The organism is Tenacibaculum maritimum NCIMB 2154, assembly GCF_900119795.1.
In the GTDB taxonomy this organism is placed as follows: Bacteria; Bacteroidota; Bacteroidia; order Flavobacteriales; family Flavobacteriaceae; genus Polaribacter; species Polaribacter maritimus.
The window spans coordinates 1,097,654-1,109,474 of sequence record NZ_LT634361.1 but is presented as its reverse complement, the minus strand read 5'-3'; the positions used below and the strand labels follow the sequence as shown (position 1 = coordinate 1,109,474).

The 11,821-nt window shown below is 33.3% G+C and carries 15 protein-coding genes; 3 read left to right on the top strand and 12 right to left on the bottom strand.

Annotation, left to right across the window (positions count from 1 at the left end; genetic code table 11):
* Positions 1-19: 19 nt before the first annotated feature.
* Both MARIT_RS05140 and MARIT_RS05135 read right to left on the bottom strand, forming a co-directional pair.
* Positions 20-487: a PEGA domain-containing protein gene (locus MARIT_RS05140; RefSeq protein ID WP_024741383.1), complete on the bottom strand. Its 468-nt coding sequence runs from the start codon at positions 485-487 to the stop codon at positions 20-22.
* Positions 488-639: 152 nt separating this feature from the next.
* On the bottom strand, positions 640-1,071 hold the full coding sequence (locus tag MARIT_RS05135; protein ID WP_231975197.1) for a hypothetical protein: 432 nt from the start codon (positions 1,069-1,071) through the stop codon (positions 640-642).
* Positions 1,072-1,751: 680 nt separating this feature from the next.
* On the opposite strand from MARIT_RS05135, the gene MARIT_RS05130 reads away from it, so the two are divergent.
* From MARIT_RS05130 to MARIT_RS05120, 3 genes are all read left to right on the top strand, one after another.
* Positions 1,752-2,165 (top strand): TlpA family protein disulfide reductase, encoded by a 414-nt coding sequence (locus MARIT_RS05130; RefSeq protein ID WP_100210954.1) that lies wholly within the window; start codon positions 1,752-1,754, stop codon positions 2,163-2,165.
* A 9-nt stretch (positions 2,166-2,174) separates the two neighbouring features.
* On the top strand, positions 2,175-2,447 hold the full coding sequence (locus MARIT_RS05125; RefSeq protein ID WP_100210953.1) for a hypothetical protein: 273 nt from the start codon (positions 2,175-2,177) through the stop codon (positions 2,445-2,447).
* A gap of 231 nt (positions 2,448-2,678) precedes the next feature.
* Positions 2,679-3,134 (top strand): hypothetical protein, encoded by a 456-nt coding sequence (locus MARIT_RS05120; protein WP_157926194.1) that lies wholly within the window; start codon positions 2,679-2,681, stop codon positions 3,132-3,134.
* 20 nt (positions 3,135-3,154) lie between these two features.
* Here the strand turns inward: MARIT_RS05120 and MARIT_RS05115 are convergent.
* From MARIT_RS05115 to MARIT_RS05070, 10 genes are all read right to left on the bottom strand, one after another.
* Positions 3,155-4,317, bottom strand: a protein-coding gene (locus MARIT_RS05115; RefSeq protein ID WP_100210951.1) for an IS3 family transposase whose coding sequence is annotated in 2 segments (ribosomal slippage) — positions 3,155-4,077 and positions 4,077-4,317 — 1,164 coding nt in all. Because the reading frame shifts where the segments join, the coding sequence is not laid out codon by codon here.
* 617 nt (positions 4,318-4,934) lie between these two features.
* Positions 4,935-6,020, bottom strand: coding sequence for an amidohydrolase family protein (locus MARIT_RS05110; protein ID WP_100210950.1), 1,086 nt, complete (start codon positions 6,018-6,020; stop codon positions 4,935-4,937).
* A gap of 111 nt (positions 6,021-6,131) precedes the next feature.
* The gene (locus tag MARIT_RS05105; protein WP_100210949.1) at positions 6,132-6,662 is read right to left on the bottom strand and encodes a 3-hydroxyanthranilate 3,4-dioxygenase; all 531 of its coding nucleotides are present in this window, start codon (positions 6,660-6,662) and stop codon (positions 6,132-6,134) included.
* A 134-nt stretch (positions 6,663-6,796) separates the two neighbouring features.
* Positions 6,797-7,573 (bottom strand): SDR family oxidoreductase, encoded by a 777-nt coding sequence (locus MARIT_RS05100; RefSeq protein WP_100210948.1) that lies wholly within the window; start codon positions 7,571-7,573, stop codon positions 6,797-6,799.
* Between the two features lie 5 nt (positions 7,574-7,578).
* Positions 7,579-7,797 (bottom strand): DUF6500 family protein, encoded by a 219-nt coding sequence (locus MARIT_RS05095; RefSeq protein ID WP_024742315.1) that lies wholly within the window; start codon positions 7,795-7,797, stop codon positions 7,579-7,581.
* Positions 7,790-9,235 carry an aldehyde dehydrogenase gene (locus tag MARIT_RS05090; protein ID WP_024742316.1) on the bottom strand — a complete coding sequence of 482 codons (1,446 nt, stop codon included), beginning with the start codon at positions 9,233-9,235 and terminating at the stop codon, positions 7,790-7,792. Before MARIT_RS05090 ends, MARIT_RS05095 begins: the two co-directional genes overlap by 8 nt.
* An 86-nt stretch (positions 9,236-9,321) precedes the next feature.
* Positions 9,322-9,558: a phytanoyl-CoA dioxygenase family protein gene (locus tag MARIT_RS05085; protein ID WP_262509615.1), complete on the bottom strand. Its 237-nt coding sequence runs from the start codon at positions 9,556-9,558 to the stop codon at positions 9,322-9,324.
* Between the two features lie 55 nt (positions 9,559-9,613).
* Entirely contained in the window at positions 9,614-9,976 is a 363-nt protein-coding gene (locus MARIT_RS05080) for a hypothetical protein (protein WP_100210946.1), read from the bottom strand.
* A complete protein-coding gene (locus tag MARIT_RS05075; protein ID WP_024742319.1) occupies positions 9,977-10,384 on the bottom strand; it encodes a RidA family protein in 408 nt (135 codons plus the stop codon).
* Positions 10,385-10,410: 26 nt separating this feature from the next.
* On the bottom strand, positions 10,411-11,805 hold the full coding sequence (locus MARIT_RS05070) for an FAD-dependent oxidoreductase (RefSeq protein WP_024742320.1): 1,395 nt from the start codon (positions 11,803-11,805) through the stop codon (positions 10,411-10,413).
* Between the last annotated feature and the right edge of the window lie 16 nt (positions 11,806-11,821).

Below are 11,821 nucleotides of genomic sequence, written 5' to 3'. Positions count from 1 at the left end.
AACCATTTATGTGCAGACTTTATTCCGCTTTTTTTAACTGTCCAATTCTTTTAGAGTTCGAGTCAATATCCATACTTATTTTTATGAATAGTTTACCATTTTTCGTAATGTAGGCTGTTCCTCTTTTTGGACTCCCATTTATTTCTTCGGGCTCTAACTTATGCACCGCGCCAGTTATTGGGTCAATTATAACTCCTATTAGTCCACCAAAAGCGATGTTTCCAATATACCACGCGTTGAATTTTCTCTCCAATTTAGTTTCATAAGTATCATATCCGTTCATTTTGAGCACCAAATTGTATTCTTGATTTCTTTTTAGATTCTTTTGAACAGGTGTATTTCCAATATCTATTCCGTTGATGTAAATTTTTGCAGAAGTAGGGTCTGAAGCAATACTCACTTTTTGTCGTGAACCAGACATAATCGTAGCGCAACTTGTTAAAAATAGCACAGATGAAAGCACAGCAATTTTAAAAATAATTTTCATTGGTTTGTTTTTAATGTTTAAATAATTTATTTTTTTGCTCTAATGGAGTCTTTTTTAAGTAACATAGCCTTAGCTACGTTGTGATAAAAAGCTAAAATTAGGGTGAAATAAGCCCAATTTGCAGGCATAAGAAAAAGTTGAAACCGCTTTGTTTAATCAAGTTGTAATTTATATTGCGGTAATGATGAAGTATCTCCATCATATTTGTAAAGCTCAATTTTTAATCGGTAACAACTACTCCATAAATTTGGCTTTTTTTTGTCAACGACTTTTACAATATTCGCTCCGTTTTCTCTAGCTTCAACTCTTGCTTTGTTCATTAAACTATTAAAACTGCAATCCGTTGAAAATCCAGAATCCTGAAATCTTACCTCTCCAACCTTAATTAAATTTTTAGGTAATTCGTGTTTTATATCCAAAAGAGCAACTTTTTCATCAATTGAAATTTTTGGTTGTCGATTAGTAAAACTTGATGTGATTTTAGGACTACAACTCGCTATTCCGATAACTGCTATTAATAACAGTATTTTAGTCATTTGATTCATAGGCTTTTTAATTATCTGCTTCTTGTTTTCAGTTTTCATATAATAGCATATGAAAAGGTGCGAATTTTTAATCGAAGATTTTCATAGCTAATGATGCCCGAAATTTAGCAAAATATTTTTATTAGAAGCACGCATAAAGTATTTTTTTTACATGCATCATTGCCTTAAGCTCTCTAACCACCTGTTTTTCAACGCTTCATTTTCTACTTATTCAACTCTCTCCTAATGGTATTTAGTTATTAATGAAATTGGCTAAGCTGCGTTTTAATCCAATTTAACTGTTATGCTTCCATACCTCCTAGTAATAAAATGTGTTCGTATCTATTCCTAATGCTCTTGACAGATCACTTACCAATCTCCCTTGTTCATTTTCTTTGAGGACTCGGGTAATTTAACTCTTTCTAAATTTGCTGTTTTTTATTGTGACAGTGTGATTTTAAATTTACTAAATTTGAATGTATAACTACCCTATTTTTAGGAAAAGTGATTCACTTACAGAATTGTACTAATCTTTGGTTTGTCTTTGAAAAATAAAAAGTATTGGTTTGTGTAGCATTATTTTTTTAATCTTGCTCTCCGAATCATAAGAGGCGTTATTTACTCCTACAAAATTTTAGCGTCTTTTCAAGGCTCTAAAAATAAAGTAATCATTCGTTTTGTCTTTCCATACCTCTTATTTCTGTAGCTTTTTTTCAGAAAATAAGCCCTAAATTTGAGGCATGAAAAAAACCTTAATTGTCAGTATCTTGTTATTTTTATCATGTAGCAAGCCAAAAAATAATTTTACCGATTTAAATGGTAATGCTGTTTTTTTAAAAGAATATCAAGGTAAAAAGGTATTGCTATGCTTTTGGGCTACTTGGTGTAGAACTTGCTTAAAAGAAATTAAACTTTTGCAAGAAAACAAGGAGAAATTGGAAAGAAATAATTATAAGGTTCTTTTAGCTTCTAACGAATCCATAGAAACTATTACTCAATTTCAGAAGGAACATCACATTGATTTCAAATTTATAAGGTATGAAGGAAGTTTAGCAGATTTAGAAATTCATACATTGCCTACTACGATGATATATGATGAACAAAACAAGCAGGTTCAAAAGATAGTTGGTATGTTAAATTTAGACTCGCTTTAATAACAATTTATGAGGAACGTAATAAAATATTTTTTAGGATGTGTTTTTTTGATTGGTTGTACTAAAAATCAAAAATTAACAGGAGTAAACATGGTTAATTTTCCTGATCAGCCGCAAACATCTTTGCCTGCTTTGTTTGCTAATGATAAAGAAGAATTGTTTTTATCTTGGGTAAAAAAAGTGGATGATTCGACTAGTTTTCTAAAGTACTCGAAATTAGTTAATGGAGCATGGAAATTGCCCAAGGGAATTGTAAAAGGAACAAACTGGTTTGTAAATTAGGCTGATTATCCTACCATAGCTACGAATAAAGGAGCGCTTCTTTCTCACTTTCTAAAAAAATCTGCTAAAGATACTTATGCTTATGATATTAAATTAAATATATCCAAAAATGGAACTGATTGGGATACTGGGCTGACCTTGCATACAGATGGTACTAAAACGGAACACGGTTTTGTTAGTATTTTACCTTATAAAGATCATTTTTTTTTGGCTTGGTTGGATGGTCGCAATATGGAAAAAAAGGAGGAAGTACTTATTGGGGGGCACTCGGGGCATGGAGGAGGCATGACCCTAAGGTGCGCAATTGTTAGTGGAGAAGGAAAGGTATTGGACGAACAATTATTAGATGCAAAAACTTGTAGTTGTTGCCAAACAACGGCGGCAATGACTAAAAATGGTCCCATTGTTTTGTATAGAGATAGAACGGTTCATGAAATAAGGGGTATTGCTATTACGCGCTATGTAAATGGGAAATGGATAACTCCCCAGCCAATTTATAATGACGGATGGATGATTAATGGCTGCCCTGTCAATGGTCCAAGGGTAGCTGCTATAGGAAACGATGTAGCTGTTGCTTGGTTTACAGCAGTAAATGATGTACCAACCGTAAAAGTGATTTTTTCAGAAGATGGCGGAGCTAATTTTTTACCGCCTATTTCTATTAGTAAAGAAGTTTGGACTACCTAATAAATTTGGGACTAATTTGATCAAGCCGCTTTGTTAAAATTCATTCTTATTTTAACTTCCATTTCTAAAAGGGAAATATACCCTAGGCTAGAGTGAAGTCTTTCGTTATTATACCAATTTATGTAATCTTCAATACTGCTGAATAATTGTTTGTAAGAACTATATTTAAAACGGTATAACCATTCGTGCTTAATTGTCTTAAAAAAGGATTCAGCTACTGCATTATCCCAACAGTTTCCCTTTCTACTCATACTCTGTGTTATTTTTCTATTAAAAGAAAATAAGTTAGTTATTTTATTAGAAGCATACTGCACTCCTCTGTCTGAATGAAAGATAAACTTATTTGTAATAGCTCTATTATTACTTGCTAAATTCCACGCCTTCATTATTGTATTTTCAGTGGTCATATCTTTACTTAAAGACCATCCAACTACCCTTTTATCTGCTAAATCTATTATTGTTGTTAAATAATTCCAATGATCATTTACACGTATATAAGTAATATCAGAAACCCATTTTTCTCCTAATTTTAAACTTGTAAAATTTCTATCTAATTCGTTTTTAGCAATCGATAAATTATGATTGGAATTAGTAGTCGCTACATATTTCCTTTTTAGAATACTTTTTAGTCCTAGTTCTTTCATTATTAGCCCAATGTAAGAACGTGCATAAACTAAACCTTCTCTTTCCAACATTTTTTGAATACGATAGCTTCCGTAAATTTCTCTACTTTGTTCGAAATGAAATTTAATTCTCTCTTTGAGTAAAACCTTAGAGGGTAGTACTTTTATTACATCCTTGTGTTTTAACCAATAGTAATAAGCATTTTTGCTAACTTTCATACATTTACACATCTTCTCAACAGGATATACACTTACATTTTTTAAAATGAATTGATATCTCATTTGTCGCTCTTGGAGAAGATGCTCACTGCCTTTTTTAATATATCGCGTTCTAACTTAACCTCTCTAAGTTCTTTCTTTAGAGCTTTTAATTCTTGCGCTTCTACCGATAACTCACGTTTCTTAGAGAAATCTCCAGATTTAGCTTCATACTCACGTTTCCAACGTCTTATGACTCCGTCATTAACACCGTATTCTTCACTAAGAGATTTTGCTTTTCTTCCTGATTTTAAAAGCTCTACTAACATTACTTTAAAATCATTATCATACTTTGTTGCCATAATTCAAATATACTATTTATGGACTCAATTAATTCGTCTCAACAAATGTAGACATTCCAAGATGTTAACTCTATTTTTTGTACAGCGTTTTTTCACCTCACAAAAACACTGTACAAGATATCAACTCCATTTTCTGTACAGCGTTTTTTTACCTCACAAAAACACTGTACAAGATATCAACTCCATTTTCTGTACAGCGTTTTTTTACCTCACAAAAACACTGTACAAGATATCAACTCCATTTTTTGTACAGTGTTTTTTTCTCTCCGAAAAACACTGTACAAGATGTTAGCTTCGTTTGCTGTACAAACTTTTTAATATAGGTTAAAAAGCTTGTACAGTTTTACACTATAAATCAAATAGTTATGTATTGTCATTAAAAATAACAGCGTTTTTTTGTATAAGGATATTATTGAAAGAGCATCTATAGGCTTCTTATACTTATAAGCGAACTTCTTTTTTTGGAGAAAAAACGAAATAAAAAATCAAGCTCCACATAAGAAATCACTTCTTTATAAAAATTATAACTGCAGTGTCTTTATCGCAAAGCGATTTACATTTTACAAAAAAGCCAAATTGCGAAGCAATTCGGCTTTTAAAACTGGACTTTTTTCCAATCAGTTTATTATTTTTGAAATCAACTCTTGCTTTGCCTTTTCATCATCACCAAACAACCAACGCAACGTATTATCTTCCCAAATCTCATCATATTGTTGCTTGTTAATAATCGTTCTATCCATAGCCAAATCAAGTAGCTTGCCTGGGTATGATGATTGTGCATCGCTCTCCATTTCTCCTAACGGATACGGATCATCCAAGCCCATAATTACTTGATTAGATCCTTGGCGTTCTATCATTAATTTTAAAGAATCGGTATCATGTACTAAGGTGTCAAAATAAATATTAGGGTGTCCTACTGCTTTTCTCGGATGCGTTTTTCCTTCAAACAAATCAGGCCTACCGTCAAAACCTTGAATACGTCTTCCTAAATTCATTTGTGCTAATTGCCCTCCATGCGCAAAACAAGTTCTAATATTTGGAAAACGTTCTTGCATGCCATTTAATGTGTAAAAATGATATGCATCACCACATTGCGCTAGCATCCATATCAAATGAAATCGCCAATTGGTATTTTCTAACTTAATCATTTTATCACCATCATATGGATGAATTTCAATTGCCAGCTTATACCTATTCGCCAACTCAAAAATACGATCATTTTCCTTATCAAAAACGCAACGCCATTGCCCTATAGAATCCATAAAATGCGTAGGCAAGCACAGCACTTTTAATCCTAATTCTTCAACACAACGTTCTATTTCCCACAAAGCCCCTTGAATAAACCCTGGGTGCACTACAAATCCACACGTAAATTTATCAGGATGGTCATGCTGGACCTTTGCATTGAAATCATTTTGAAAACGCAATGCTTTTTTCATTTCTTCCAATCGCAATCCATTTCCATACAATTGAGAAAGATTTAAAACTACGGCATGATCCAATCGATTCTTTTCCATCCATACCAGCTTTTCCTCTAAAAAAAAGCTAGAGTCTGTTACAGGACGCTTCCATCCTTTTTGTAACATATGCTTACGTTCATCATCTACCCAAAAAATTTCTTTTTCCTTCATAAATTGAGGAATTTGTTCTGGATAAGGCAATAAATGCGAGTGTCCGTTTATACGTAATTTTCGTTTCGTCAAAAGTTGAAAGAATTTAAGAGGTTTATATTGTTTTTATTGTAACTTATATATAAGACTATTGCGCTTTTTATGTGTTCATGAGCTTTCGTTATACCTACTCTGACACAGTACTTATCCAACTATTTTTTTAGGCGCTTCCATTACGGTACCACAATTGGAACAGGTACATTTTTGTTTATCTGAATAATAGCGATCAAAAATAATAGGCATATCTGTTTCTATATTTTCCAAAGCAAACGCTTCTCGGTACAACAGTGCGCTACAATTTTCACAATACCACTCCAATGCATCTAACATTCCTGCTACTCTCGGATATTCTATTACCAACCCCACTGTATTTGCTTTTCGTTGTGGAGAGTGCGGTACTTTTGCTGGCAATAAATAAATATCGCCTTCATTTATTGCTACATCCACCATCTTTCCTTTATCGTCTATAATTTTCAATACCATATCTCCTTCTACCTGATAAAAAAACTCTGGGGTTTCATTATAATGATAATCCTTTCTATTATTAGGTCCTCCAACAACCATTACAATATAGTCACCATGATCCCAAACACATTTATTTCCCACAGGTGGTTTTAACAAATGACGATGTTCCTCAATCCACTTTTTAAAATTTAAAGGCTGTACTAAATTCATTTTTATATGTTTTTGGGCGTTTCCTAAAGGTCGGGCTTTCCTCTTTATCTTTTTATGTACAAGTCATCCTTTTACAACGTTTCTAAATAAAAAGGATATCGCTTCAATCCCTAACGCAAAATTTCGTTTTAAATTTACAAACTTTTTGTTCTTCCACCATCAACAGGAACGTTAATTCCATTGATAAAACTTGCTTTTTCACTCGCTAAAAATGCTACGGCATTTGCTACCTCCTCTGGCCTTGCAAAACGTTTTGCCGGAGAAGCATTCATCATCATTGTTGCTACCTCTTCAGAAGTCCGTCCGGTTTTACTTGCTTTATGCTTAATAATTTCATGCAATCTTTCTGTATCAGTAGCCCCAGGCAATACATTATTTACTGTAATACCAAACACCCCTAATTCATTTGCTAAGGTTTTTGACCAATTTGCTACAGCTCCACGAATTGTATTAGAAACCCCTAAACCATCTAAAGGTTGCTTAACAGAAGTAGAAATAATATTGATGATTCTACCATATCCTACTCTTTTCATAAAAGGAACTACCCCTTGTACTAATACATGATTGCATTTTACATGCTGCGTAAAAGCGCTTTCAAACTCCTCTAAAGTAGCATTAAAAATAGCACCTCCCGCAGGCCCCCCTGTATTATTCACCAAAATATGAAATGCGATATCCGTACTAGCTATTTTTTCTTTTAATGCTATAGGATCTGAAAAATCAGCCACTATATAGGCGTGCTTTTGATGGTTATTAGGCAATTCTGCCATTACTTTTTGTAGCTTTTTTTCATTACGAGCTACCAAAGTTACATGCACTCCTTCTGCTGCCAAAGCCATTGCTGAAGCTTTTCCAATACCTTGCGTGCTTCCACATACCAACGCATTTTTATCTTGTATATTTAAATTCATTTTTACTATTGTATTTCTAAGATCATTTTTTTGATTTTAACCGCTTTTTCAAAGTGATCTAATTGATGTGTTTGAATCCACCAAGTAGCAACTTCCATTAATAGTGCTGGTGTATCATTTTTATTTTTAAAAAACGCATAAAAAGAAAGTCCTACATGCACTCCTTTCTTCGCTATTTTTTCATCGCAAACCGCTATCATTTTTTGTTTTATTGCTTCAGTCATATGCTATACATATATTTTTTTGTTCTGTAAAAAAGCGCAATGCTTCAAAACCACCCTCTCGTCCAATACCACTTGCTTTTTGCCCTCCAAAAGGGGTTCTTAAATCTCTTTGTAACCAAGTATTTACCCAAACAATACCTGTGCGTATTTGCTTAGACAATTGCATTGCTCTATTCAAATTATTCGTCCATAAAGTAGCAGACAATCCATAAGAAACATCATTCGCCAAACGTAAAGCTTCTTCATCTGTATCAAATGGCATTAAAGTAACTACAGGACCAAAAATTTCTTCCTGATTCAATCTACATGCGTTATCTTTTACTTCAATAATTGTAGGAGTCAAATAATACCCGTTTTCAAAACCTTTTACCGTAACATTATTTCCTCCAAATAATATTTTTCCTCCTTCTGCTTCTGTCATGGCTATATAAGATTGTACTTTTTCCAAATGTTCTTTAGAGACCAATGCACCTATGTCGGTATTTTTTTCAATAGGATTTCCTACTTTTAATGCTGATACTTTCTTTATAAAATCTTTTTTAAACTGTTCATATATAGTTGCTTCAACAAAAATCCTACTTCCACATAAACATATTTGCCCTTGGTTGGCAAATGAAGATTGTACCGTTGTTGCTAACATTTTTTCATAATTACAATCTGCAAAAATTAAATTCGGGTTTTTACCTCCTAATTCTAATGATAGTTTTTTAAACATAGGAGCCGCTATACGAGCTATATGTTTCCCTGTTGAAGTGCCTCCTGTAAATGAAATTGCTTTTATATGTGGATGCTTAACAATAGCTTGCCCCGTTACACTTCCTTTACCATGTACTATATTTAAAACTCCCTTTGGCATGCCTGCTTCATTGCAAATTTCACCTAGCATATAGGCTGTCATTGGAGTTACCTCACTTGGCTTGGCTATTACACAATTTCCTGCCGCAATGGCTGGGGCTATTTTCCATGTGAATAAATATAGCGGCAAATTCCATGGAGAAATACATCCTACCACTCCTAAGGCTTCTCGTTGGGTAAAGTTCATTGCATTGAAACCAATACTCTCATAAGCCTCTGAAGAAAATTGTGTAATTGCATTGGCATAAAACTGAAAGTTAGCTGAGGCTCTCGGAATATCTACTGTTGTTGCTAAGCTAATTGGTTTTCCATTATCTTTTGATTCTGCCGCTGCTAATAATGGTAATTTTTTGTTGATCAATGCTGCTACTTTAGCTAATATTTTACTTCTATTGGCTAATGTTGTTGCTGACCAACTTGGAAAAGCATCTTTTGCTGCTTGGTATGCCAATGCAACGTCTTCTTCTGTTGAATTAGGAAGTTTTCCATAGGCCTCTCCATTTGATGGATTGTAATTTGTTATAAAATTTCCTTGAACTGGATTGACAAACTGTCCGTTTATATAGTTTTTTATAGCACTCATGTTATCATTGCTTTCTTTCTCCAAATTCTATGGAAGTTTCTTATGTTATATCATATTTTTTTCTCTAACCATCCCATTGGAATTTCCTAATTACAAAACTCCAGATGAATACTCCTTCTCTCTTTTTCGGCAATAGATTTTGAAGATGCATGCAATAACAATAGTTCCATTAACATTACACCTCCTGCTTGAATAGCGCACGGAGTTTCTGTTCCGAAAACTTCTTTTTTAAAAGATTCTTCTATTCTTATCTTTCCTTTAATATGCCTATTAGGAAGCACCCTTAGTGCTCCATGTATTGCTTTAGCTTCCTCTAAATAGATTCTAAAAGTAATGTTTTTTTCTAAAACCTATCTAAGAGGAATCCCCCCTAACTGCTCATTTTTTTCGCATCCAATTAGCGTTTTCTCTAAAAACATCTTTTTCTTGCACACTAATACTCAAATCTTGGTGGTAACTCACCAACCAATTAGAGTTGGCTTTCTTATTAAAAGAAATTGCTTTTGATAAAAAATAGGAAGCATCGCAAACAGTTTGATACAATTCCTCAAACTGTTTGTTCTGAAAAATAATTTCTTGTATCCTAGGAAACTTCTGTATCAGCTGTTTAATTGCATAGAGGTTTTCCTTGTCCTTTAGCAAGGCCATAATTGCCACTAATTCTTCTTCTGTAAATAAAGGCACTACTAAAGAAAAACCGCGATGTATCCATTCTTTTTTATACAAGCGGTATAAACTCATTTATATAGGTGCTTTTTTATAAGCGGTTACCTTGATTTCAATAACCAAATCAGGGTGTGGTAATTGGTGTACCGCTACCGTAGTACGAGTAGGCCCTGTTTCTTTATCAAAAAATGTTGCATACATTTTATTATAGCCTGCAAAATCATTCATATTTACTAAAAAAGTAGTAACATCTACTACATCCTTCATACTAGCACCTACAGTTTGTAAGTTCTTGTTTATATTTTGCAATACCTCACGTGTTTGTGCTTCAATATCTAATCGTTTTGTTCCCATGTCATCTATAACATCAACCCCTGCAATACTATTATCCGGACGGCGAGAACTGGTGCCTGACACAAAAATAAAATCTCCTACAACCTTTACCTGTGGGTATGCCCCTCTTGGAGTTACTTTTTTTTCCATATTCTTATACAAATAAAATGCTTCGTTTACAAACCAGCTATTTTGTCTTCTATTAAAATTTCATTAGTTTCTTCTTGTATCTTTTTCAATACCTCATTCAAATCGGTAATCGCTTCCAAATCATGATTTGCTACCATATTTAACAACGCTTTATCTTGTGCTCTCCCCTTTTTCATTGCTTCTCTGTATGCTATATCTTCTTTAAAAGTTACCATTGAATATTTAGAAAAGTATGCATTTGGAAAAGCTTTTTCTAAGTCCATTTCTAATTTTCGCTTCTGTTTAAATAAAGGATTTGCCACATGATCTCTCATTTCGTAAAAATTATCTATTGCCAAATCTGCTATTGCATCGGTATCTTCCTTTCTTACTTTTTGGTATTCCTTAAAAATGAGTTCCCAATCTCCTTCGTATTTTTCTAAGATACTATCAAATACTGTAACATCTTCAAAAGAAGCATTCATTCCTTGTCCGTAAAATGGTACAATAGCATGCGCTGCATCTCCCATTAACAAGGTGTTTTTTTTATACATCCAAGGCGCACATTTTACCGTTCCTAAAGCGCCTGTTGGGTTGTTAAAAAATGCTTCTTTTATACTCGGAATCAATGCCAACGCATCTGGAAATTCATTTTCAAAAAATGCGGTTACTTTCTCTTCCGTAGTTAAATTATTAAAATTATATGCTCCTTCATCATAACTTAAAAATAATGTAACGGTAAAACTCCCATCTAAATTAGGCAGTGCTATTAGCATATATGCTCCTCGTGGCCAAATATGCAAATGGTCTTTACTTATTTGATGTTTTCCTAAGTGATTTGCTGGTATTTCAAGCTCTTTATAACCATGCGATAAATAGTTTTGAGAGTAACTAAATAAAAATTTCTTTTCTAAATAATAGCTTTTTCTCAATACAGAACCCGCTCCATCTGTTCCTATGATGATATCCGCATTTATAGATACTTCTTCTTTGGTATCATACCTTTTAAAAGTAGCAATGGTGTTTTCAATATCTACAGCAATACATTTGGTATTAAAATGGATGGTTACATTTTCATGCTGTTCAGCTTCATCTAGTAGAATGCCATTCAAATGACCTCTAGATATGGAATTGATATATTCTTCTTTTCTTCCTGAATAATTAGAAGAAAATGTAGCTCCTTTCTTATCATGAATCAAACGCCCATACATAGGAATGCATATTTTTTGTGCTTTTTCTGCTACTCCTGCCAAACGTAAGGCTTTAAAACCTCTATCTGAAAGTGCTAAATTGATAGATCTTCCTGCTGAAATATCGGTGATTCTTAAGTCTGGCCTACTTTCATATATCGTTACCTTATACCCTCTTTGTGCAAGTCTTAATGCTAATAATGAGCCGCATAAACCTGCTCCAATTATTACAATATTCTCTTTTTTATTCATTTTATTTTTAGGAATT

Excerpts from the sequence above, each read along its gene's own strand:
- MARIT_RS05105 (WP_100210949.1), bottom strand. The coding sequence starts at position 6,662 with ATGAATTTAGTACAGCCTTTAAATTTTAAAAAGTGGATTGAGGAACAT.
- MARIT_RS05120 (WP_157926194.1), top strand. The coding sequence starts at position 2,679 with ATGGAAAAAAAGGAGGAAGTACTTATTGGGGGGCACTCGGGGCATGGA.
- MARIT_RS05100 (WP_100210948.1), bottom strand. The coding sequence starts at position 7,573 with ATGAATTTAAATATACAAGATAAAAATGCGTTGGTATGTGGAAGCACG.
- MARIT_RS05070 (WP_024742320.1), bottom strand. The coding sequence starts at position 11,805 with ATGAATAAAAAAGAGAATATTGTAATAATTGGAGCAGGTTTATGCGGC.
- MARIT_RS05135 (WP_231975197.1), bottom strand. The coding sequence starts at position 1,071 with ATGAAAACTGAAAACAAGAAGCAGATAATTAAAAAGCCTATGAATCAA.
- MARIT_RS05075 (WP_024742319.1), bottom strand. The coding sequence starts at position 10,384 with ATGGAAAAAAAAGTAACTCCAAGAGGGGCATACCCACAGGTAAAGGTT.
- MARIT_RS05095 (WP_024742315.1), bottom strand. The coding sequence starts at position 7,797 with ATGACTGAAGCAATAAAACAAAAAATGATAGCGGTTTGCGATGAAAAA.
- MARIT_RS05140 (WP_024741383.1), bottom strand. The coding sequence starts at position 487 with ATGAAAATTATTTTTAAAATTGCTGTGCTTTCATCTGTGCTATTTTTA.
- MARIT_RS05125 (WP_100210953.1), top strand. The coding sequence starts at position 2,175 with ATGAGGAACGTAATAAAATATTTTTTAGGATGTGTTTTTTTGATTGGT.
- MARIT_RS05080 (WP_100210946.1), bottom strand. The coding sequence starts at position 9,976 with ATGAGTTTATACCGCTTGTATAAAAAAGAATGGATACATCGCGGTTTT.
- MARIT_RS05090 (WP_024742316.1), bottom strand. The coding sequence starts at position 9,235 with ATGAGTGCTATAAAAAACTATATAAACGGACAGTTTGTCAATCCAGTT.
- MARIT_RS05130 (WP_100210954.1), top strand. The coding sequence starts at position 1,752 with ATGAAAAAAACCTTAATTGTCAGTATCTTGTTATTTTTATCATGTAGC.